The following is a 21,984-nucleotide window of genomic DNA, read 5'->3' on the forward strand; positions in this document are numbered from 1 at the left end:
CACTATTACCTAGCTGCTTACTGGCACTATTACCTAGCTGCTTACTGGGCTAAAGCACTATCTACGCAATCTGTTGATTCTGAACTTGCTGCTGAGTTTTCCACAATTGCAGAAAAACTAGCAGAAAACGAAGAAGTGATCGTATCAGAGCTAAATAATGCTCAAGGTGTAGCTGGTGACCTTGGTGGTTACTATGCTCTAGTGGATGCTCAAGCAGCCGCTCTTATGCGCCCAAGTGCTACTCTGAACGCGTTTATTGATGCATAGTATTTGAAGTATCATTGATTAAAATAAAAACCCGCCAAGTTGGCGGGTTTTTTTGTATTTGAAGTTCCACACTTTTAATCACATGCGAACCCTTCTTGTTGGTAATTCGACTCTACATGATGGCAGCTATTTGGCTGCGATTGCTTCTACAGGAACAACGGAACTAGCGTGCGAGCCTTTTGGTCCTTTTTCTACTTCATAGTCGACTTGTTGACCCGCTTTTAAAGTTCTATAGCCGTCCATTTGAATAGTGGAGTAATGTGCAAAAATATCGCCATCTTCTCCTTCTGGGCAAATGAAACCAAAACCTTTAGCGTTGTTAAACCATTTTACTGTACCTGTAGCCATGCTATACATCCCTCATGCATTTGTTTACTGATGTTGTGTTACCGCAAGTTTAATGAGTATTCAATGACTCACTTAAACCGCTTTTTTAGTCAAATTTGGATGTTTTTGAATACTTATACATCCAAATTGTTTTTATCCATTACTCTTCCGTAAGTAGATAAAAGTTGGTGAATAAAAAAGCACTAAGCTCCAATGTAGCTAATGATTCAGCACAGTCAATAGTAAATAGGTATAAATAACCACATATTTGTTAACAAATCACACTTGAGAATTGCAACTTTTATACAACTTGGTGATAACTTTGCAAATGTACCATTTGAGATGAAAATGGTTATGGTGTCTTTTTAATCAAACACATATATTAATTTTGTTAATAGAGCTCTTTTATTTGCAGCCTTCCAAATGGTGCATTAGGCTCATTAGAGAGGAATGACTTTTAGACCGAGTTTCTTAGTACACGATGTCGACTCAATGTGGTAGATTTAGGTTGTAGRTACTCATTAATTTCCTTGAAAGCAACTTAGCAAACTGAAATGAGCAATAATTTTGAATGGGCAGCTCCAGGCTCTGATTTACTGGAGAGAGAAAAAACGAAAATTAAACCGCCTGCGATGTATAACGTCATATTAAACAATGACGACTACACACCAATGGACTTTGTTATTGAGATTCTGGAGCGCTTTTTTTCACTTGATATTGATAAGGCAACCCAAGTTATGCTCCAAGTTCACTATGAAGGAAAAGCAATTTGCGGGACATTTAGCGCAGAAATTGCTGAAACAAAAGTAGCGCAAGTGACAATGTACTCAAAAGAAAATGAGCACCCGCTACTATGTACAATGGAGCAAGCTTAACGATTTGCTCGAACAACAATGTTGTTCCCCTAGGAGGTACTTATGCTAAATAAAGAATTAGAGTCGAGTTTAAATGGCGCATTTGCTCGTGCGCGAGATAAGCGACATGAGTTTATGACTGTCGAACACCTCCTACTTGCATTATTAGAAAATGATGCAGCCAAGGAAACCCTTCAAGCATGCCAAGCTGATCTAGAAGCTCTGCGCCATGAGCTAGATATCTTTATCGATCAAACTACGCCACTTATCCCAGAAAACGATGACACACGCGAAACTCAACCTACGTTAAGCTTTCAGCGCGTACTTCAGCGCGCCGTGTTTCATGTTCAGTCATCAGGGCGTAGCGAAGTAACTGGTGCTAATGTTCTTGTGGCTATCTTTAGCGAGCAGGAGTCCCATGCGGCTTATCTTCTTAAGAAAAACGATATTAGCCGACTTGATATTGTTAACTTCATTTCTCACGGCATTACTAAAGCTGGCAACGACAGTGATGAGTCATCGTCAGACTCTTTTGGCTCTGAAAACACGGAAGAAGTTAACTCGGAAGAGCGCCTTGAAAGCTTTGCGACAAATCTAAATGAAGTCGCTAAGCAAGGTAATATTGATCCTCTCATAGGACGTGATAAAGAATTAGAACGTACTATTCAGGTGCTTTGCCGCCGTCGCAAAAATAATCCATTGCTCGTTGGCGAGGCAGGTGTTGGTAAAACTGCTATTGCTGAAGGGTTAGCGTGGAGAATTGTAGAAGGCCAAGTGCCTGACGTAATTCAAGATAGCGTTATTTACTCTTTAGATATTGGTTCTCTACTCGCTGGTACTAAATACCGTGGTGACTTCGAGAAGCGTTTTAAAGGGATATTGAAGCAGTTAGAGAAAGAAGAAGACGCAATTCTCTTCATTGATGAGATTCATACTATCATCGGTGCAGGTGCAGCCTCTGGTGGTCAAGTTGATGCGGCGAACCTAATTAAGCCGCTTTTAAGCAGTGGTAAATTACGCTGTATTGGTTCTACAACCTACCAAGAGTACAGCAGTATTTTTGAGAAAGAGCGTGCACTGTCTCGTCGTTTCCAAAAAATTGATATTGTCGAGCCTTCACTAGACGACACAACCAAGATTTTGATTGGATTGAAGCCGAAGTATGAGGCTCACCATGAGGTGCGCTATACGAATAAGGCACTTCGTGCAGCGGTAGAGCTGTCTGCTAAATATATTAATGAGCGTCATTTACCAGATAAAGCGATCGATGTTATTGATGAGGCTGGTGCTCGTAGCCGCCTGGCTCCAGCGAGTCGTCGTAAGAAAACAGTCGGAGTAGCTGATATCGAGTCAATGGTTGCTAAAATGGCTCGAATTCCTGAAAAGTCAGTATCATCTTCTGACAAAGACGTCCTGAAAAAACTTGATGACAAAATGAAGATGCTTGTTTTTGGACAAGACCCAGCTATCGATGTATTGAGTGAAGCCATTAAGCTTACACGTGCAGGATTAGGCGCTGACAACAAACCCGTTGGTTCATTCTTATTCGCCGGCCCAACTGGTGTTGGCAAAACAGAAGTGACGGTTCAGCTATCTAAACTGTTGGGTATTGAGCTGCTTCGTTTTGATATGTCTGAGTATGGTGAACGACATTCCGTGAGCCGTCTAATTGGTGCTCCTCCTGGTTATGTTGGTTACGACCAAGGGGGTTTACTGACTGATGCAGTGATTAAAAACCCACACTCTGTTGTTCTGTTAGATGAGATCGAGAAAGCGCACCCAGATATCTTTAATTTGCTACTGCAAGTCATGGATAACGGTACCTTGACTGATAACAACGGACGCAAAGCAGATTTTCGTAATGTGATCCTTGTTATGACAACCAATGCCGGTGTTGCTGAAACTGAGAGAAAGTCGATCGGCTTGATCCAGCAAGATCATGCGCCTGACGCAATGGCAGAAATTAAGAAGATCTTTACGCCTGAGTTTAGAAACAGACTTGATAACATCATTTGGTTTAACAGCCTAGATGAAACGGTCATTCACCAAGTTGTAGATAAGTTTGTCGTTGAGCTACAAGTCCAACTGGATGCGCGTGGTGTCTCTTTAGAAGTTTCAGAGGATGCTCGTCATTGGTTAGCGGATAGAGGCTACGACAAGGCTATGGGTGCTCGTCCTATGGGGCGTGTGATTCAAGACCAACTTAAGAAACCATTAGCGAATGAATTGCTATTTGGTAGCTTGGTTGACGGTGGCACAGTTAAAGTGACTCTTAAGAAAGGTCAGCTTGTATTTGATTACTTAGGTGCTAAAGAAGAAGCACTTCACTAATGTGATCTAATATCTGATATGGGAAGCGGGCATTTTATGCTCGCTTTTTTATGTTTAGTACCTGATCGGTTATTAACTTGGAATGATATGTGCTCGTTTCAACTAATACTAGGCAATAAAAAACGGAGCATAAACTCCGTTTTTTATTTGTATTCGCTAACTAAAAATTAACGAGCACGGAAGACGATGCGGCCTTTAGAAAGGTCGTATGGAGTCATCTCAACAGTTACTTTGTCACCCGTAAGAATACGGATGTAGTTCTTACGCATTTTACCAGAGATGTGAGCTGTCACTACGTGACCATTTTCAAGCTCAACACGGAACATTGTGTTTGGTAGAGTATCAAGGACGGTGCCTTGCATCTCAATTACGTCTTCTTTAGCCATCTAATCCTCTTTCGAAACTTGGCGGTTTTTAACGGGACAATTGTGCCGCTAAAAGCAAAATATGTAAAGTTGTCGCGTATTCTACCCTTGCCATCGCTGATTTACTAGCTTTTGATGATGTTGAAAGCGTACTTTATAGTTCATCGCTGGGCATTCATCGATTTGATAGCCTAAATAAAGCCAATGTTTGCCACTATTTTGGCTGAATTCAATCTGATAAAGCACAGCCAATGTTCCAATAGACAACTCGATATCAGGGCTAAAAAAGGTATAAAACGCACTGGTACTGTGTGGCATCACATCGGTTACGGCAATCGCTATCAGCTGTGTACCGTCGTAAATGTGTAGATACTTAGTTGTGAGCCATTCATTTTTTGAAAATTGTTGAAACTCTTTTTTCTTAGGGGGGAACATCGTCCCGGAATGGTGTCTTTTTGTTATGTATTCGCTATATAAATCAAACCAATCTTCATCCATTTCATCTTTCATTATCCAATGAAACGTTTTTGATTTATTTAAAATTCGTCGTTGGCTCTTAGAGGGCTTAAATTCAGAGGCTGATACGCGGATAGCTTTGCATGCATTACATTGGTCACAATGAGGCTTATAGATGGTTTCACCACTACGACGAAAGCCATTAGCAAGGAGTACCTCATAGTTTTCAGGCGTATGCATTTGTGTATCTAGAGCGACAGCAACGCGTTCCTGTTGTTCTGGTAGATAACTGCACGCATGATTGTCGGTTAGCCCGATCTTAATTTGGTGTAAATCTTGATTCATCTGAATTAGACCTTAAGCCATTGTGTTTTAAAACAGCCATTGCTGATAGGCAATTCTTTTAATGATAGCAACGAAGTTAAAAATTCCTCACGGTCTAATTCATGAGCCCCTAAAGATTGTAGGTGTGGGTTCATGACCTGACAGTCGATGAGTTGCCCTTTGTGTTGCGTAAAGTGGGCGCAAAAATACCATAGTGCAATTTTAGATGCGTTAGTCTTCAAACTAAACATCGACTCACCGCAAAAAACTTGCCCTCTCTGTAATCCATAGAGTCCACCAACAAGTTGTTCTTCATGCCATACTTCTACTGAATGGCAGTGTTTCTCCTGTGCCAATTTTTTATAGGCTTGTTGCATATCATCGTTTAACCATGTTTCTTCAGCAGGGCGCAAAGATGAACAAAGCTCGATCACGCGGTGTGTCGCTTTATTGATACTGACTTGGTATTGAGCTTTGTTTTGAAACTTTTTGAGACTTTTTGCTGGTTTGAATGTCTTAGGATCAAAGWCTGCTCGTGGCGATGGACTCCACCAGAGAATGGGTTCCCCCGGGCCATACCAAGGAAATATCCCTTGGCTGTATGCACTAAGAATACGCTCTGAACTGAGATCGCCCCCAAAAGCCAATAAGCCATTTGGGTCTTCAAGGGCTTCATAAGGTGAGGGGAAGGCATTACTATTAGCTTCTAGCTCAGTTAAGTATATAGTCATAGGAAACCTTCGAAAAATTAGGCGATTAGGAAAAAGTTTATGAAGAAATTGTTGTGGATTCTACTTGTTTTGCCTCTGTTCGCCAATGCGGCTTACAATCGAAATGAAGCAAGGCCAGTCAATGACGTCGTTTATGGCAAAGTGGATTCGGTACGTTACATCACTCAACAAGAGATAGTGCAGTCTCAAGGGAGTGGCTGGGAAACACTACTTGGTGCGGCTGTTGGTGGGCTAGTCGGTAACCAGTTTGGTGGTGGCACAGGCAAAGAAGTGGCAACGGCTGTTGGGGCGGTAGCGGGTGCCGGTGTGGCAAGGAATCGAGCCAATACTCAATATACAGTCGAGCATAAGCTTGTAGAAATACTGGTTGAAACTGACAAAGGCAAGTTGATTGATGTTATTCAAGACGCTGATGGGAATATGCTTTTCAATCGTGGTGATGATGTCAGAATCTTGTATTTTTCTAATGGGGTCCGAGTTGATTTAGTGTACTAAATTAAAGCTCGGTTTAGTTGCTTAAATATTCACCTAGCAATCGGGGATTAACTCTGGAGTTCATCTTTAAATTTAGATAGTCTGCAAGTACGAAGAATTTTTCATCGCTTTAAATCTTAGTCTTTAATGATGAGTAGTACTGAGCCAGCGATACAAGGACTAATACATTTAATGGAAAGCCTAACGTTACAACCGATTCAAAGAGTAAATGGAGAAGTTAACCTTCCCGGTTCAAAAAGTGTGTCTAACCGAGCGTTATTGCTCGCTGCACTGTCAAAAGGAACAACCCGCCTAACCAATTTATTAGACAGTGACGATATTCGTCATATGCTCAATGCCCTGACGAAATTGGGTGTGGAATACAAATTGTCTGAAAACAAGACTGTATGTGAAGTGGTCGGTTTAGGTGGTGCATTTGAATCAACACAAGCACAAGAGCTGTTTTTAGGTAATGCTGGTACAGCAATGCGCCCTTTGGCTGCGGCGCTATGTTTAGGTAAAGGCGAGTTCGTTTTGACTGGCGAACCGCGCATGAAAGAGCGTCCCATTGGCCACTTGGTTGATGCTTTGCGTACCGCAGGTGCGGATGTTGAATACCTAGAAAATGATAATTACCCACCTTTAAAAATAAAAGGAACAGGTCTTAAAAGTGGCTCTGTTTCTATCGACGGGTCTATCTCTAGTCAGTTTTTAACTGCGTTTTTGATGTCAGCTCCTCTTGCTGAAGGTGAAGTCAGTATCAAAATCGAAGGTGAGTTGGTTTCTAAGCCTTACATTGATATTACATTACACATCATGAAACAGTTTGGTGTTAACGTAATCAATAATAATTACCAAGAGTTTGTTATCCCGGCTGGTCAAAGCTATGTTGCACCTGGTGATTTCCTTGTCGAAGGCGACGCGTCATCAGCATCTTACTTTTTAGCTGCAGCTGCTATTAAAGGCGGTGAAATCAAAGTAACGGGTATTGGTAAAAACAGTATTCAAGGTGATATTCAATTTGCAGACGCACTAGAGAAAATGGGCGCTGAAATTGAATGGGGCGATGATTATGTGATCTCTCGTTGTGGCGAGCTAAAGGGCATTGATATGGATTACAATCATATTCCTGATGCTGCGATGACTATTGCCACTACCGCGTTGTTTGCTACAGGAACAACAGCGATTCGCAACGTATACAACTGGCGTGTAAAAGAAACCGACCGTTTAGCGGCAATGGCTGCTGAGCTGCGTAAGGTTGGTGCAGAAGTCGAAGAGGGGGAAGACTACATAATAGTGAACCCTGTCGAGACACTAAAACACGCAGAAATCGATACGTATGACGATCACCGTATGGCAATGTGTTTCTCGCTCGTTGCTTTAAGTGATACGCCAGTGACGATTAATGATCCAGGGTGTACTTCAAAAACATTCCCTGATTACTTTGATAAGCTGAAAATGCTGAGTCAATAAATTGAAAAGCTTGCCTAATCAGGCAAGCTTTTTACTTTTGTTTATTGTTATTCTTTGATTGTGAACTCTTTAGAAAGGTGATGCGCTAAGTATTTGAACATGTTGAATACTGCCGTAGTGTTCTGCGTTGGTAGACCATTACTATCCAGAAAGTATTCGCCTTTGAATATCAGTACTTCGTCTTTTTCTGTCACGCTATCAGCACGCATACCTTCGATATAGTCATCGTGTTCTTGAATTACTTGGTTAGCGATTAACAATAAATCAAATTCTGAAATTGTTTGTTTAGTTGTCATGTCATTTCTCAGTGATAAACGTCATGAGTGATAGTCTATAAACATCGACCCCAAATACAATGATTTAAGTCTAATCTGAGTGATGATTTTGTGTAGAGTGAAAATTATTTTGTGATTTATGACAAATTAATTGAATGGAGTTCGTGTTTAAACCCTTGACGTGCATAGTATGGGGTCAAATAAGCTAAGGTTAGAGTCTATTAGCCTTTGTTCAGTAAAAATTCAGGTAGATGAGCATCTATCTTTACCGTGTTTTCACATTGGTAAGTCGTCGATTTGTCGAGCAATCAGATCCAAAATTGCAAAAAGCGGTTGATCTTCTTGTAATCTCGCACAATAGTAAAAAAAGAAGCAATAAATTAGAACATCGTGCGCAAACGCCCAAATGACAATCTCATAAGGTGCTGAGCGGCGTGATTAAGGACGTTAGAGTCAATTATGGGTAAATCACTCGTTATAGTGGAGTCGCCAGCCAAGGCCAAAACTATTAATAAATATCTTGGTAAAGACTTTGTCGTTAAGTCGAGTGTAGGTCACGTACGTGACTTACCGACAGCAGGCCAAAGTACTGGTAAGAAAGCTGCCGCAGTTTCAACAAAAGGTATGAGCCCAGAAGAAAAGGCTCGTATTAAAAAAGAAAAAGACCGCAAGGCACTCATCAAAAAGATGGGGATTAACCCTTACCAAGAGTGGGAAGCTAATTATCAAATTCTTCCTGGTAAGGAAAAAGTTGTAGCCGAATTACAGAAATTAGCTGAAAACGCAGACCACGTTTATCTCGCAACCGATTTGGACCGCGAAGGAGAAGCTATCGCATGGCACCTTCGTGAGATCATCGGTGGTGATGAATCGCGATACAAACGAGTTGTTTTTAACGAAATTACTAAAAATGCTATCCAACAGGCGTTCGAAACTCCGGGCGAGTTGAATATTGATGGTGTTAATGCTCAGCAAGCACGTCGCTTTATGGACCGTGTTGTAGGCTTTATGGTTTCACCTTTACTTTGGAAAAAGGTTGCGCGTGGTTTATCTGCCGGTCGTGTTCAATCTGTTGCCGTGAAGCTATTGGTAGAGCGTGAACGTGAAATCAATGCGTTCATCCCAGAAGAGTTTTGGGATATTCACGCTGATACAAAAACGAATGACAAATCTGACTTTAGGTTGCAAGTAGCACAGAAAGACGGTGTTGCATTCAGGCCTGAAAATGAAGCTCAAACGAATACAGCTCTAACTGTACTTGAAAAAGCGCAGTACGAAGTTTGTAAGCGTGAAGACCGACCTACGAAAAGTAAGCCGTCTGCCCCATATATCACATCGACTTTACAACAAGCTGCGAGTACCCGCATGGGCTATGGCGTAAAGAAAACGATGATGCTTGCTCAACGTTTGTATGAAGCTGGCTACATTACTTATATGCGTACTGACTCGACAAACTTGAGTTCAGAAGCTGTAGAAGCGGCTCGTGAATACATTGGTAACGAGTATGGTGGTAAATACCTTCCAGAGAAACCACTTGTTTACGGCAGTAAAGAAGGCGCACAAGAAGCTCACGAAGCGATTCGTCCTTCAAGCGTAGAAGTTCTATCTGAAGACCTTAAAGGTGTTGACGCGGACGCACACAAGCTTTATTCGCTTATCTGGAACCAGTTTGTTGCTTGTCAAATGACGCCAGCTCAATATGATTCAACGACGATTAGCGTGAAAGCTGAAGAATATACTCTGAAAGCTAAAGGTCGTATCTTAAAGTTTGATGGTTGGACGCGTGTTCAACGCCCAATGGGTAAGAACGAAGATACGATTCTTCCTGCTGTACAGATCGGAGACACTTTAGAGTTAGTCACGCTGGATCCTAAGCAGCACTTTACTAAGCCGCCGGCACGTTTTACTGAAGCAGCGCTAGTTAAAGAGTTAGAGAAACGTGGTATTGGTCGTCCATCCACTTACGCTTCGATTATTTCTACGATCCAAGATCGTGGTTATGTGAAAGTTGAACAGCGCCGTTTCTACGCAGAGAAGATGGGTGAAATTGTGACTGACCGTTTAGATGGTARTTTCAATGACCTAATGAACTACGATTTCACTGCAAGAATGGAGCAAAAGCTCGATCAGATTGCAGAAGGCGAAACTAGCTGGAAAGGGGTTCTAGATAACTTCTTTACTGATTTTACTGGCGATCTAGAGAAAGCTGATTTAGACGAAGATGACGGTGGTATGAAGCCAAATCATATCGTTGAAACTGACATCGAGTGTCCGACATGTAGCCGTACTATGGGTATCCGTACTGCGTCGACAGGTGTATTCCTTGGTTGTTCTGGTTATGCGCTACCTCCGAAAGAGCGTTGTAAAACAACAATTAACCTAGGTGATGAAGATGGCATTATCAACGTCCTAGAAGAAGACGTTGAAACAGCAGCACTTCGAGCGAAGAAGCGTTGTCCGATTTGTGAAACCGCAATGGATGCGTACCTAATTGACGACAAGCGTAAAATGCACGTTTGTGGTAACAACCCTAACTGTGAAGGTTATGTGGTTGAACACGGTGAATTCAAAGTTAAAGGCTATGACGGCCCTGTGGTTGAGTGTGATAAATGTAACTCAGACATGGTTCTTAAGAATGGCCGTTTCGGTAAATACATGGACTGTACGAGTGAAGATTGTAAGAACACTCGTAAGATTCTAAAGAATGGCGAAGTCGCCCCACCTAAAGAAGACCCTGTTCACTTCCCTGAACTTCCATGTGAAAACTCAGACGCTTACTTTGTTCTTCGAGACGGTGCTTCTGGTTTATTCATGGCAGCGAGCAACTTCCCTAAATCGAGAGAGACTCGTGCACCGTTAGTGGAAGAGTTGGTTCGATTTAAAGATAGAATTTCTCCGAAATTTCAATATCTGGCGACGGCTCCGGTAGCTGACCCTGATGGAAAACCTACTGTGGTTCGTTTTAGTCGTAAGTCTAAAGAGAACTATGTTCGTACTGAAAATGACGGTAAGCCATCAGGTTGGACTGCGCTTTACGTCGACGGGAAATGGGAAGTTACCGACAAGCGTAAAAAGCCAAAAGAAGAAAAATAAACAAATAAATAAGCAGCCTTAGGGCTGCTTTTTTTATGTTTATTTCAGAAATTTGGAAGGTCAGTGTGTGATTTGTCGATGTATAGAAATTACGAAACTGATTCATAGTTACATTAAGAGTTAGTAATTTGGTTTCATATCTGTCACATTAATGTCACTGTAACTAAATATCCTAATTAAGTTTCAAAAAAAACGTTGTTTATGTTGTGTGTTGCCCTTGTTAATTAGTTGTAACTCATAACTTTAGGAGTGTGAGCTAGCTTAGAACTTAGTAAAGCAAATACCACTTACAACTCAGAATGGCGTATTTAAAATTGTAATCAATTACAAAAACGATAAATTATAAGAAACAAAGTGCAAAGAATATTGCGCGTAACACAATGTTGGCTTAGTTTTTCCAAATTAATATGAAGATCAGCTAAGTACCGAAAAGTAAATTGTGTCTGCTCCCCCGAGGCTTACTCATGGTAGACACAATGAATAACAAGCTATAAGTATATGGAGAATAAAATGGCTGGTGTATTGGGAATGATTCTTGCTGGTGGTGAAGGTTCACGCTTACGACCTTTAACTGAATCCCGTAGTAAACCCTCAGTTCCTTTCGGTGGTAGCTACCGCTTAATTGACTTCGCATTAAACAACTTCGTAAACGCTGATCTGATGAAGATCTACGTACTTACGCAGTTCAAATCTCAGTCTCTATTTCATCACATGAAAAAAGGTTGGAACATCAGTGGCATTACTGACCGTTTCATCGACCCTATTCCTGCACAAATGCGTACAGGTAAACGTTGGTATGAAGGCACCGCTGATGCTATCTATCAAAACTTGCGTTTCATGGAACTAGAAGAACCTGATCAAGTTTGTATTTTTGGTTCAGACCATATTTACAAAATGGATATTAAGCAAATGCTTGATTTCCACAAAGAAAAAGAAGCAGCGCTAACGGTTTCTGCGTTGCGCATGCCACTTGCTGAAGCATCTGAATTTGGTGTTATCGAAGTCGATGCTGAAGGGCGCATGATTGGTTTTGAAGAAAAGCCAGCAAACCCTAAGCCGATTCCTGGCGATCCTGAATCTGCATTAGTTTCTATGGGCAACTACGTCTTTGAAGCTAAAAATCTATTTGCAGAATTGATTGAAGATGCTGATAAAGAAGACTCTTCACATGACTTCGGCAAAGATATTATCCCGAACATGTTCCCACGTGGGGATGTGTTTGTTTACGACTTCAGTACTAACCGTATTACCGGTGAGAGAGAAGAAGTTTATTGGCGTGATGTAGGTACAATTGACGCGTACTGGCAAGCTCATATGGACCTACTAGAGAAGGATGCACCATTCTCTCTATACAACCGTAAATGGCCTCTACATACGTATTACCCACCATTGCCGCCAGCGACTTTCTCTGATTCAGCCAATGGTCGTGTACAGATCATTGATAGCCTTGTATGTAACGGAAGCTTTGTACGTGGTTCACGTATCGAGAAATGTGTGCTTGGTTTTCGCAGTAACATAGCTTCTGCGTGTGACATCAGCCAAAGTATTTTACTTGGTGACGTAAAAGTGGGTGAAGGCTGTGTACTTCGTCGAGTAATTATCGATAAAGATGCAGATATCGCACCTGGTACACAAATCGGCGTCAATCTTCAGGAAGATAAAAAGCACTTCCACGTTTCTGAAGACGGTGTAGTTGTTATCCCTAAAGGAGCACGCATTGGCTACTAAGACGTTTTCAGTACTTTTTGTAGCGTCTGAAGTTGAAGGTTTGATCAAAAGTGGTGGCTTGGCTGATGTAGCCAAGGCACTGCCTGAAGCGTTACAAAATCTTGGACAAAATGTTCGAGTAACAATCCCCGCTTATAGCAAAATTGCGAATGTTGATTCAGCGGAAGTTCTTCTTTCTACTGAGCTTGATCATTGGCCGCACACTGCTTATCAGGTTAAGAAGCTATATGTAGGCGAAGTTGAAGTACTAGCTATTGATTGTGCTCAGTACTTTGATAGACCTGAAATGTACGCTGAGAATAATCAAGCATACGCTGACAACGGTGAGCGTTTCTCTTTCTTCAGTGCTGCGTGCTTAGATATGCTGCCTAAGTTAGGTTTCCAGCCTGATGTTGTGCATGCGAACGATTGGCATACGGGTTTTGTCCCTTACCTACTTAAAACTCGTTATAGCCAAAGTGAGTTTTACCAAGGTATAAAAAGTGTTATCTCAATTCATAATGCCGTGTTTAAGGGTGTATTTAGTTACGACCAGCTGCAAAATCTACCAGAGATGCATAACCATAATGCCCCTGAAGCAGCAGTGAGCCATACACATGTCACAATGCTTCGAGCTGGTGTTATGTGCGCCGACAAAATTAACGCGGTAAGCCCGACTTATGCTCAGGAGCTTAAAACTGAGCTAGGAAGCCATGGTATGGCCACTGAGTTCCAGCAACGTTCAGAAGACTTGTTTGGTATTCTCAATGGATGTGACTATAGCGCTTGGAATCCAGAAATTGACGAGTTTTTGCCTAAGAAGTTCAAAGCAACTCAACAAAGCATGGTTCGTGGTAAAAAAGCGTGTAAACAAGAGCTACAGCACGAGGTTGGTTTACCTGTCCGCGATTGCGCTGTTTATGGCATGGTTTGTCGTTTGACGAATCAAAAGGGTGTGCATTACTTATTGCCTATAATTGAACAGTTCATAAAGAATGACTTGCAGATTGTTATCGTAGGTACTGGAGATCCAGTGTTAGCGAGTCAATTAGCAGAAATTTCAGCGAAGCATTCGGATAAATTCGCCTTCGTCGAGGCTTACAATAATAAGCTGGCTCACTTAGTTGAAGCTGCGTCTGACTTTTTCTTGATGCCTTCTGAATTTGAACCTTGTGGTCTTAATCAAATCTATAGTATGGCTTATGGCACATTGCCTATTGTACGTGCGGTAGGTGGCTTGAAAGACAGTGTTAATGATTATGATGAGAATAGTGAAATTGCTACAGGTTTTGCGTTTAGCGAGCCAACGCCAGAGGCACTGCTGCTTGTGCTAATGCGATCGCTACTTCTTTATGCTCAGCACCCATCAGAGATTAGGCGTGTCCAGTTATACGCAATGCAGCAAAACTTTAGTTGGGAAGCCGCAGCAAAAGAGTATTTAGCCATGTACCAAACGGCATTTTAATACTCATTGGATTCTTAGTTATAAGTTTATCAAACAATAAAAGGCGCCTTGTGCGCCTTTTTCTGGTCAGATCACTGGCAACTTATAGGATGAGCTCTAGGAATTTGTCCTAATCTAGGGTAAAAATTGAATCACAGTTCTCACTTTAAGTTGATTGACACTGTTATCACTTAAATTCAATCAAATTGTGATAGTCTGCATCAACGTCACTAACAACGAACCATAAATATTGATTATGAGCGAAGCATTGTTATTCCATAAAACATTTCAGCACCCAACCAGCGATGAGTGGGTGGTTTTTGTACATGGTGCTGGTGGCAGTTCATCAATTTGGTTTAAGCAAATTAAAGCCTATAAGCAGCATTTCAATTTGCTCTTGATTGATCTAAGAGGACACGGTAAATCTAATCAATTTTTGAAAGAATTGATTAGTAATCGTTATACCTTTAAAACGGTCACCCTCGATATTTTGAAAGTGTTAGATCATTTGAAAATACGTTCAGCCCACTTTGTCGGTATGTCATTGGGGACAATTATTGTTCGTAATGTCGCAGAGCTCGCTGCAGAAAGGGTTCGCTCGATGGTGCTTGGTGGAGCGGTTACGCGATTAAATACGCGTTCGCAAGTGTTGGTAAGGTTGGGCAACCTAAGCAAGCACATAATCCCTTATATGTGGTTGTATAGCTTGTTTGCTTATATCGTTATGCCACAGCGTAGCCAGAAAGAATCTCGACATCTGTTTATAAGAGAAGCTAAGAAGCTGTGTCAAAAGGAATTTAAGCGCTGGTTTATTTTGACGGCTGATGTAAACCCACTGATGCGGTATTTTAAAGATAGAGAATTACCGATCCCGACTTTGTATTTGATGGGAGAGAAGGACTATATGTTCATTCAACCTGTTAAAGAAATGGTTGCGGTTCATCATTCCAGTGAATTACAAGAAATCCCTGACTGCGGACATGTTTGTAATGTAGAGCAGCCAGAACAGTTTAATAAGCGTTCGATTGAGTTTATTAAAAAACAAATTGATAGCTAGCGAGTCAAACTGACGTTGCTAGCTGAAGTTTTATTCTGGTGATGCCTGACCGCATTGCCAACAGGCACCGAATTGAGGCTCATTTAATTCGTTGCAATGGCTACACTGCCATTCCTTGTTATTATCCGAATTAGATTGTTCGTTGTAGCTTTCGATAACCCGCTCAGCTAAAGATATCTTATTTGGTTCCTGTAGCCACACGTAAGGGTCTGTATCATCAGAAAAAGGGATTTCCCCTTTCAAACCAAATAAGCCTTCCCCACGAACTTCACAAGCAATATTCTCAACCTTTAATAGTTCACATACGATATGTGCTTCAGTTGGGTTGGCTGCGATAAATATTTTCATTATTCAGCCACAGGTTGAGAACGGAATTTAGCCATTAACCACTTCGCTATAATTGGGAAGAGTCCAAGTAATGCGAATGAAACGAGTACAGAGGGGGATACAATGCCCGATAGCGAGTCTATTTCGGCTAACTGTGTTCCTGCATTTAAATATACAGCTGTACCAGGAAGCATTCCTAACTGACTAGTGAAATAGTATCGAGATACTTTGATTGGTGTTAGTCCCATAAGTAGGTTAATTAAGAAAAATGGGAACACTGGGATCAGACGTAAAGAAAAGAGATAGAAAGCTCCGTCTTTTTCTACGCCTTTGTTAATGGTTTCCAATTTGTCACCAAATTTACTTTGTACCCAATCACGGAGTAAAAATCGGCTACTAAGAAAAGCGAGTGTAGCGCCAATAGTACTAGCAAATGAAACCAAAGCTAAACTGGTCCAAAAACCAAATAGGGCGGCACCTAGAAGCGTAACAACCGCTGCGCCAGGGATAGAAAATGCGGTGATTAATACGTATGCAGTAAAATAAGTCACAGCCGCAATTAAAAAGTTACTCTCAATAGACTCATTTAATATCGCTTGCTGTGCTTTGGCATTTTCAAGTGTTAAATATTGGCCAAAGTTCACACCAAGAGTGACAATGATAGCGACTAAAACTACGCCTAAAATCAATTTCTTACTCATGAATACATCCTCGAATCTATGAATTTCTTTCTCTATTATAACTAGACAGGTTAAGTCGCATTTATCTTTCAGGCAAAATAAAAAAGCCACAATAAAAATTGTGGCTTTTTGAAATTTTAGCTAGTTGATATAAGAGATAAGTTCATCTCTTCTTTGTTGAGGAATCACTGACCAGTGGGTGCCGTTTATTGCCCCCTCTAGCGCCCAGAGTAACTCTAGGCTTACAGTTGAAGAGTGTGACTCTCTTATCGCGGAGTAAGCTTTTGCTGCACCTGTGTCGTAAAGTTGCTCGACAGATTCAATGCCTGCTTTTTTAAGCATACGCTCCGTGGCTAGTCTTAGGTTCGGCAAATCTTTTAATCGATTAGGCTTCGCGGTCGACTGCTCTGCTTTTTCTTCTTTGACGAATGCTAACGATGCTTGTGCTTTTTCTAGAATATCTTCTTGATTAACAGATACATCGTCGGTTAAAGCAAAATATTTAGTCACAACAGGGAAACCACGTTTTTTGTAAACGTAGGGCTGATAGCCTTGCTGTTCAAACTCTTTTAATGTGTTTTTATCTGCTCGAATATGTAGATGGTTATTTACGACAAGTGCAAACATAGTATCGTCTGCAAAAAGTCCGAATCCACCAAACATTGAACGAGACTTAATTTTGCCAAGCGACTCAAATAATTTCATCGAGTCCTTGAGTATTGGTTTGTCCATATTATTAATCTCGGTGTATTTGAATTACGCCACCAAATATTCAGGTCCGAGAGGTTAGCAAAATGATGATAAAGCTTTGTCAATAAGGAGTTAATCTTACATTCTGCCATCGGTAACCCCGCTACCATCCCATAAAAACATACAGTCTATGGATTAGGCCGGAAGCTTTGCGTCTTACTTTTTCAAGTAGTTTGCCCTGTGCGTGACACTCATAAGGATAAGCGGTTTTGTTGAACAAAGCTCACATTACCTGTGTAAAAATGTGATATCGGTTCGGTAAATGAATTGATTGTAATGCACGTAGGTGCACTTGAAGGGATGGTCAAAGCGTATCTATTTATACGCTTTGACAGGTTGTATCTTTAGTTCAGTGTTTTAACTGTACTTCTCTCTACAATTTCTGGGTGCATTTCAAAAACACGCTTTTCGTGTTCTTTGTCTTTAATTCTTTCTAAAAGAATTTCAAATGCGTTTTTGCCAACACGTCGTTTAGGCTGGTGAACAGTAGTCAGTGGTGGCGAGAAGTATTCTGCTAATTCGATATTGTCGTAGCCGATAACAGAAATATCTTCMGGGATCTTAAGACCTTGCTGCTGAAGGCGACTCATCAAACCCAATGCCATCGTATCATTGAAGCAGAATACGGCTGTAGGGCGCTTGTCCATAGCAACGATCTTATCCGCAGCAAGAACCGCAGTGTCACATTCGAAGTTTCCTTCTAGCGTAAAATCTGCATTAGCAGGGATTTTTGCTTCATTTAATGCTCTGTGGTAACCAGCAATGCGCTCTTTACATGCAGCTTTGTCTAGGTGACCGCTTAAGCAGGCAATATCTGTATGGCCTTTATCGATAAGGAATTTAGTGGCCAAGTAACCACCTTCTTCAGAGTTGTCGATAATTTTATCAGCTTGTGAGCTTTCTGGGCCCCAGTCCATAACAACTTTTGGAATGTCAGCGTGGCGGTCTAACATTTCACGTAGTTCTTCAGTCAAGTCAGAGCACATAACCAAAATACCGTCGACACGTTTTTCCGCTAACATACGTATATAGTCGCGCTGCTTTTCGTAGATGCCACCAGTGTTACACAAAATTAGAGTGTAACCTTGGCGGTAACAGTAACTTTCCACACCATCTATAACTTCTGAAAAGAAAAGGTTCGTAGATTGCGTTACTAGCATGCCAATCGTGCGGGTGGTGTTACATTTTAAGCTTCGAGCAACGGCACTTGGTGCGTAATTCAGCTCATCAACTGCTTTGTTTACTTTTTCTTGGGTTGCTTCAGCAACAAAACGAGTTTTGTTAATTACGTGAGAAACCGTTGTCGTTGACACGCCCGCTAAGCGAGCGACATCTTTAATAGTGGCCATGGTGTTTTCCTAATTTTTAGCTATTTCTTCCCATAGCAAAGGGCAGCGAGGCCGCATAAATTCGCGGCCAGGTGAAGAAATGTTTCTTGGCTAAACTTCTTCAAGCATAAAGTGTTAAAAAACAAAAAACCGCTAATAAGAGCGGCTTGTATTAACACCAAAGTACTTTCATATAAATGGTGTACTTTGAGTTTGTTTCATATTTTATCGTTTGCGATCACAATTCTAGACTGACTGGTAGCAGGTCGCAATACAGGCCACCGAGTTTTCTCGGTGAACTGTGACAATTATTGGTAAAAATGTATTCAGAAATGAAACAATCTAATATTCGCCCGTTAAATAGCTGCAATCGAGTTCACAGAACGCAACGAGTAAAGAAGCAACGCTAGCGTATAAACCGAATTGGTCGTGTTTAGCGCAACTCGCTTGAAATTGTGGGATCCATGATTGTAAGTGAGATTGGATGAATTCATTCTGTTGTGCGAAAGAGTCTTCTAACTGTGTTTCTTGTTCTGCTTCATTTGAACGAATAATTATGTTGCCTAAAAAGTCTAACTGTATAGCCAAGTGATCTGCAGGCTCTTTTAGATCTTCATTCACGCCAACCCCGTGCTCCGCCATAATTTTTTCCATGTCTTTCGCAGGTTGTCCGTTTAATAACTTAGAAGAACCAATATACATAGAAGCATAAGGAAGAGCGCCGTGTTTGTCTGATTTCAAGAACAAATCACAAAAGTCCGCAGCTAACTCAAGCTGCGCATCTTCACGAGTTTGTAATCTATTTAATGCATCGACTAGGGCATCAACCGAAGGTTTTAACGTTTCGTTTTCACCAAGGCCAGATAAGAACGAGCGGATCTCTACGGATTGGTAGCTTTGTAATTCTGCTTCAGTCAGCTCTTTAGCGAATAGACTTGAAAGCCACCAGTATATTTCAGCGCGTTTCTCATTGAATGCTTTAGTTTCTTGCATCGATTTGCTCCTAAGTAGCGATAGGCAAAGTAAGACGAATATCTTTATAGAGGTGCTATAGCGTTATATTGAATTGCTTAAGCAACTAAATAGCAAGGTTTAAGCTTGTCTTGAATCAAAAAAAGTGTATGTTTCTGACTTTTATCTATAGTACTACTAGAATTGTTACTAGTTATGAATAGAATAGTCACTGAAACTATTAAATAAGAAAAGTGGTGTAGATGAGCTATCACGTATTGGTCGTCGAAGACGATGTGGTAACCCGTAGTAAACTAGTCGGTTACTTCCAAAATGAAGGTTATGCTGTTAGTGAAGCGGAAAGCGGAGCTCAGATGAGAGACATCTTAGATACTAACGATGTTGATCTTGTTATGTTAGATATAAACCTTCCTGGTGAGGATGGTTTATTGCTGACTAGAGAGCTACGTAGCCAATCGGATATTGGTATTATTTTGGTTACTGGACGCACGGATAGCATAGACAAAATCGTTGGCCTAGAAATGGGTGCCGATGATTATGTCACCAAACCTTTTGAACTGCGCGAGTTGTTAGTTCGAGTAAAAAACTTGTTGTGGAGAATTTCTGCAGCGAAAAATAAAACAGTAAGCTCTCAAGAAGAACAATCGAATGATAGTGTTGTTCGATTTGGTGAGTGGACATTTGATGTTCCACGCCGTGCATTAAGCAAAAATGGCGAGCCTGTTAAATTAACAAAAGCAGAATATGAGCTATTAGTTGCGTTGTCGTCTTATCCTAATCAAGTGTTAAGCCGCGAACGTATTCTGAATATGATCAGTCACCGCGTTGATGCGCCAAATGATCGTACTATCGATGTACTGATCAGAAGAATGCGAGCAAAAATGGAGTTTGATCCTAAAAACCCACAAATTTTTGTTACCGTTCATGGCGAAGGTTATATGTTCGCGGGTGATTAATTGATTGTTGAATCATAACTTTTAACAAAGTCGTGATGATAAAAAGCCGAGGTTTTCCTCGGCTTTTTYGATCGAATAGCTATTTTCTTATTAGGCTAGTAGTGGTGAGTATTAATTTAATTGAGTTCACTAACTTCAGGTGAAGTTGATTCAGAAACATCAATCCAATCGCGTAGACGTTGCCAAATTTGCCCCATGGTCTCGTGCCAATAACGCTCGGTTTGCTCAAGGTTTACAGCTTTTGGTGTGTACGAGGGGAATGAGTTACCAGGGTTTTTATGAGCTAAGAAGTTGGTCGGAGCAGGTAAAGGTTCGATACCTGCGGAATTAAACTCGTATAGTGCTCTTTTCATATGACTTGCCGACGTGACCAGAACCATTTTTTTATTTTGAACGAATGCTGCAGCTTGACGAGCTTCTTCCCAAGTATCTTTCGCGGTTTCGAGCAAAATGATCTCCGGCTTAGAAACGCCCAACGCCAATGCTACTTTGGCCATCATTCTAGCGTTGCTTACTTGAGTAGTACCACCATACCCGGACAGGATCAATTTTGCGCCAGGGTACATACGCATAATACGAATACCTTCGTTTAAGCGCATTAAGCCAGTTCGACTTAGTTCAGATGTTGGTGGGATTTGGTCATCGACGACGTGGCCGCTACCTAGCACCATGACATAGTCGATCGACTTATCGATAGGAAGAAAAACGGAGTACTCTCTTTCCAGTRGCATAAGTAGACGTGAAGAAAGGGGTTGGAAAGAGATAAGAAAAATACCACAAAGTGAAGTCAGGATTACAAGACATCCTGTCTTTCGTTTTGTAGAGAACATTACTAGGGCTAAACCCAGAAAAGCGAGAATCAACATTGCTGGCAATGGCATCAATAGGGATGACACTACTTTTTTCAGCTCAAACATATGGAATAGTCCGAAAAAACATCACTTGGTAATAAAAAGAGGGTAATCCTCTTTATTCCTGAAATTCCTGTGACAGAATAGCAGGCACGATTGAATATATTAACTCAAGTGCCCGTGACTGAAGACCGTAATTTCGACGATATTGCCCACAAATTTGCAAAAAACATTTATGGTTCTGACAAAGGAGAGATCCGTCAGGTAATCGTATGGGAAGATTTAGAGCAAGCATTGAGCGAATTAAACGCTTCAAATCAGGCGCTAGAGGTGCTTGATGCTGGTGGTGGGCTAGCGCAAATGTCTCAGAAGATTGCTGCACTTGGTCACAAAGTGGCATTGTGTGATCTATCTTCGGAAATGCTAGCTTTAGCCGAGCAGGATATTGCAAAGAACGGGTTGCTTGAGCAGTATCGACTGATCCATTCGCCAGTGCAGAAAATTGAAGATCACCTCGACCACAAAGTTGATATGGTCATGTTCCATGCTGTTATGGAGTGGTTGGCTAACCCGAAAGAAGCACTTGATATATTACTTAAGCAAGTAAAGCCTGGTGGTATTGCATCAATAATGTTTTATAACCACCACGGGTTAGTTCTAAAAAATGTGATATGTGGCAATATCCCGCATGTATTGAACGGGATGCCGCATAGAAAAAGGTTTAAGCTTCAGCCTCAGAAGGGTTTGAAGCCAGAAGATGTTTACCAGTGGGTTGAATCTGCTGGTTTTGACATCTACGGAAAATCAGGAATTCGTTCATTCAGTGACTACATAGGTAATATGGAGTACATGGGTGATTACGAATTTGAAGATGTATTGGCACTTGAAAAGCAATTATGCCGCCAAGAGCCTTACCTATCATTAGGTCGTTATATTCATGTA

The 21,984-nt window shown here is 41.2% G+C and carries 22 protein-coding genes and 1 riboswitch; of the genes, 11 read left to right on the forward strand and 11 right to left on the reverse strand.

Annotated features, from left to right (window positions below):
• Positions 1-267: NADP-dependent isocitrate dehydrogenase (locus L4C33_RS08940; protein ID WP_428812090.1), on the forward strand; the 267-nt coding region annotated here is incomplete at its 5' end.
• 126 nt (positions 268-393) lie between these two features.
• Here L4C33_RS08940 and cspD read toward each other — a convergent pair.
• Complete coding sequence (gene cspD, locus L4C33_RS08945; protein WP_428812091.1) at positions 394-615, reverse strand: cold shock domain-containing protein CspD; 222 nt, start codon at positions 613-615, stop codon at positions 394-396.
• 533 nt (positions 616-1,148) lie between these two features.
• Between cspD and clpS the strand changes: the two genes are divergently transcribed.
• Together clpS and clpA are read left to right on the forward strand one after the other, a co-directional pair.
• Entirely contained in the window at positions 1,149-1,469 is a 321-nt protein-coding gene (clpS, locus tag L4C33_RS08950; RefSeq protein ID WP_428812092.1) for an ATP-dependent Clp protease adapter ClpS, read from the forward strand.
• Positions 1,470-1,511: 42 nt separating this feature from the next.
• On the forward strand, positions 1,512-3,779 hold the full coding sequence (gene clpA, locus L4C33_RS08955; protein ID WP_428812093.1) for an ATP-dependent Clp protease ATP-binding subunit ClpA: 2,268 nt from the start codon (positions 1,512-1,514) through the stop codon (positions 3,777-3,779).
• A gap of 167 nt (positions 3,780-3,946) precedes the next feature.
• Here clpA and infA read toward each other — a convergent pair whose 3' ends face one another.
• The 3 genes from infA to aat all read right to left on the reverse strand — a co-directional run bounded on the left by infA (position 3,947) and on the right by aat (position 5,655).
• Positions 3,947-4,165, reverse strand: a complete 219-nt coding sequence (gene infA, locus L4C33_RS08960; RefSeq protein ID WP_001040192.1) for a translation initiation factor IF-1 — start codon at positions 4,163-4,165, stop codon at positions 3,947-3,949.
• Between the two features lie 81 nt (positions 4,166-4,246).
• The gene (locus tag L4C33_RS08965; protein WP_428812094.1) at positions 4,247-4,945 is read right to left on the reverse strand and encodes an arginyltransferase; all 699 of its coding nucleotides are present in this window, start codon (positions 4,943-4,945) and stop codon (positions 4,247-4,249) included.
• 5 nt (positions 4,946-4,950) lie between these two features.
• A complete protein-coding gene (gene aat / locus L4C33_RS08970) occupies positions 4,951-5,655 on the reverse strand; it encodes a leucyl/phenylalanyl-tRNA--protein transferase (protein WP_428812095.1) in 705 nt (234 codons plus the stop codon).
• 39 nt (positions 5,656-5,694) lie between these two features.
• Here aat and L4C33_RS08975 point away from each other — a divergent pair, with 39 nt between their 5' ends.
• Positions 5,695-6,150, forward strand: a complete 456-nt coding sequence (locus L4C33_RS08975; protein WP_428812096.1) for an outer membrane lipoprotein — start codon at positions 5,695-5,697, stop codon at positions 6,148-6,150.
• 171 nt (positions 6,151-6,321) lie between these two features.
• Entirely contained in the window at positions 6,322-7,602 is a 1,281-nt protein-coding gene (aroA, locus tag L4C33_RS08980) for a 3-phosphoshikimate 1-carboxyvinyltransferase (protein WP_428812097.1), read from the forward strand.
• 47 nt (positions 7,603-7,649) lie between these two features.
• Here the strand turns inward: aroA and L4C33_RS08985 are convergent, their stop codons facing one another.
• A complete protein-coding gene (locus L4C33_RS08985; RefSeq protein ID WP_428812098.1) occupies positions 7,650-7,898 on the reverse strand; it encodes a YciN family protein in 249 nt (82 codons plus the stop codon).
• Between the two features lie 438 nt (positions 7,899-8,336).
• On the opposite strand from L4C33_RS08985, the gene topA reads away from it, so the two are divergent.
• From topA to L4C33_RS09005, 4 genes are all read left to right on the forward strand, one after another.
• Complete coding sequence (gene topA, locus L4C33_RS08990; protein WP_428812099.1) at positions 8,337-10,970, forward strand: type I DNA topoisomerase; 2,634 nt, start codon at positions 8,337-8,339, stop codon at positions 10,968-10,970.
• 498 nt (positions 10,971-11,468) lie between these two features.
• A complete protein-coding gene (gene glgC / locus L4C33_RS08995) occupies positions 11,469-12,698 on the forward strand; it encodes a glucose-1-phosphate adenylyltransferase (protein WP_428812100.1) in 1,230 nt (409 codons plus the stop codon).
• Positions 12,688-14,142, forward strand: coding sequence for a glycogen synthase GlgA (glgA, locus tag L4C33_RS09000; protein ID WP_428812101.1), 1,455 nt, complete (start codon positions 12,688-12,690; stop codon positions 14,140-14,142). The genes glgC and glgA overlap by 11 nt, the downstream gene beginning before the upstream one ends.
• Before the next feature lie 235 nt (positions 14,143-14,377).
• The gene (locus L4C33_RS09005; RefSeq protein ID WP_428812102.1) at positions 14,378-15,178 is read left to right on the forward strand and encodes an alpha/beta fold hydrolase; all 801 of its coding nucleotides are present in this window, start codon (positions 14,378-14,380) and stop codon (positions 15,176-15,178) included.
• 30 nt (positions 15,179-15,208) lie between these two features.
• Here L4C33_RS09005 and L4C33_RS09010 read toward each other — a convergent pair whose 3' ends face one another.
• The 5 genes from L4C33_RS09010 to torD form a co-directional block, all read right to left on the reverse strand.
• Entirely contained in the window at positions 15,209-15,526 is a 318-nt protein-coding gene (locus tag L4C33_RS09010; protein ID WP_428812103.1) for a putative signal transducing protein, read from the reverse strand.
• The gene (locus L4C33_RS09015) at positions 15,526-16,206 is read right to left on the reverse strand and encodes a TVP38/TMEM64 family protein (RefSeq protein WP_428812104.1); all 681 of its coding nucleotides are present in this window, start codon (positions 16,204-16,206) and stop codon (positions 15,526-15,528) included. The genes L4C33_RS09010 and L4C33_RS09015 overlap by 1 nt, the downstream gene beginning before the upstream one ends.
• Before the next feature lie 120 nt (positions 16,207-16,326).
• A complete protein-coding gene (locus L4C33_RS09020; RefSeq protein ID WP_428812105.1) occupies positions 16,327-16,917 on the reverse strand; it encodes a TfoX/Sxy family DNA transformation protein in 591 nt (196 codons plus the stop codon).
• 108 nt (positions 16,918-17,025) lie between these two features.
• Positions 17,026-17,123: riboswitch (cyclic di-GMP riboswitch) on the reverse strand.
• A gap of 156 nt (positions 17,124-17,279) precedes the next feature.
• Positions 17,280-18,284, reverse strand: a complete 1,005-nt coding sequence (gene purR / locus L4C33_RS09025; RefSeq protein ID WP_428812106.1) for an HTH-type transcriptional repressor PurR — start codon at positions 18,282-18,284, stop codon at positions 17,280-17,282.
• A 321-nt stretch (positions 18,285-18,605) separates the two neighbouring features.
• Positions 18,606-19,256 carry a molecular chaperone TorD gene (gene torD, locus L4C33_RS09030; protein WP_428812107.1) on the reverse strand — a complete coding sequence of 217 codons (651 nt, stop codon included), beginning with the start codon at positions 19,254-19,256 and terminating at the stop codon, positions 18,606-18,608.
• A 221-nt stretch (positions 19,257-19,477) separates the two neighbouring features.
• On the opposite strand from torD, the gene torR reads away from it, so the two are divergent.
• On the forward strand, positions 19,478-20,191 hold the full coding sequence (gene torR, locus L4C33_RS09035; protein ID WP_428812108.1) for a two-component system response regulator TorR: 714 nt from the start codon (positions 19,478-19,480) through the stop codon (positions 20,189-20,191).
• A gap of 116 nt (positions 20,192-20,307) precedes the next feature.
• Here the strand turns inward: torR and elyC are convergent, their stop codons facing one another.
• Complete coding sequence (gene elyC / locus L4C33_RS09040) at positions 20,308-21,108, reverse strand: envelope biogenesis factor ElyC (protein ID WP_428812109.1); 801 nt, start codon at positions 21,106-21,108, stop codon at positions 20,308-20,310.
• A gap of 114 nt (positions 21,109-21,222) precedes the next feature.
• Between elyC and cmoM the strand changes: the two genes are divergently transcribed.
• A partial coding sequence (gene cmoM / locus L4C33_RS09045; RefSeq protein WP_428812110.1) for a tRNA uridine 5-oxyacetic acid(34) methyltransferase CmoM occupies positions 21,223-21,984 on the forward strand: 762 nt, incomplete at its 3' end.

This window comes from Vibrio makurazakiensis (genome assembly GCF_050337375.1).
GTDB lineage: Bacteria > Pseudomonadota > Gammaproteobacteria > Enterobacterales > Vibrionaceae > Vibrio > Vibrio makurazakiensis.

What these genes read in the sequence shown, in the direction of transcription:
- cspD (WP_428812091.1), bottom strand. Translation starts at nt 615, where the DNA reads ATGGCTACAGGTACAGTAAAATGGTTTAACAACGCTAAAGGTTTTGGT.
- clpS (WP_428812092.1), top strand. Translation starts at nt 1,149, where the DNA reads ATGAGCAATAATTTTGAATGGGCAGCTCCAGGCTCTGATTTACTGGAG.
- clpA (WP_428812093.1), top strand. Translation starts at nt 1,512, where the DNA reads ATGCTAAATAAAGAATTAGAGTCGAGTTTAAATGGCGCATTTGCTCGT.
- infA (WP_001040192.1), bottom strand. Translation starts at nt 4,165, where the DNA reads ATGGCTAAAGAAGACGTAATTGAGATGCAAGGCACCGTCCTTGATACT.
- L4C33_RS08965 (WP_428812094.1), bottom strand. Translation starts at nt 4,945, where the DNA reads ATGAATCAAGATTTACACCAAATTAAGATCGGGCTAACCGACAATCAT.
- L4C33_RS08975 (WP_428812096.1), top strand. Translation starts at nt 5,695, where the DNA reads ATGAAGAAATTGTTGTGGATTCTACTTGTTTTGCCTCTGTTCGCCAAT.
- aroA (WP_428812097.1), top strand. Translation starts at nt 6,322, where the DNA reads ATGGAAAGCCTAACGTTACAACCGATTCAAAGAGTAAATGGAGAAGTT.
- L4C33_RS08985 (WP_428812098.1), bottom strand. Translation starts at nt 7,898, where the DNA reads ATGACAACTAAACAAACAATTTCAGAATTTGATTTATTGTTAATCGCT.
- glgC (WP_428812100.1), top strand. Translation starts at nt 11,469, where the DNA reads ATGGAGAATAAAATGGCTGGTGTATTGGGAATGATTCTTGCTGGTGGT.
- L4C33_RS09005 (WP_428812102.1), top strand. Translation starts at nt 14,378, where the DNA reads ATGAGCGAAGCATTGTTATTCCATAAAACATTTCAGCACCCAACCAGC.
- L4C33_RS09010 (WP_428812103.1), bottom strand. Translation starts at nt 15,526, where the DNA reads ATGAAAATATTTATCGCAGCCAACCCAACTGAAGCACATATCGTATGT.
- L4C33_RS09015 (WP_428812104.1), bottom strand. Translation starts at nt 16,206, where the DNA reads ATGAGTAAGAAATTGATTTTAGGCGTAGTTTTAGTCGCTATCATTGTC.
- L4C33_RS09020 (WP_428812105.1), bottom strand. Translation starts at nt 16,917, where the DNA reads ATGGACAAACCAATACTCAAGGACTCGATGAAATTATTTGAGTCGCTT.
- torD (WP_428812107.1), bottom strand. Translation starts at nt 19,256, where the DNA reads ATGCAAGAAACTAAAGCATTCAATGAGAAACGCGCTGAAATATACTGG.
- torR (WP_428812108.1), top strand. Translation starts at nt 19,478, where the DNA reads ATGAGCTATCACGTATTGGTCGTCGAAGACGATGTGGTAACCCGTAGT.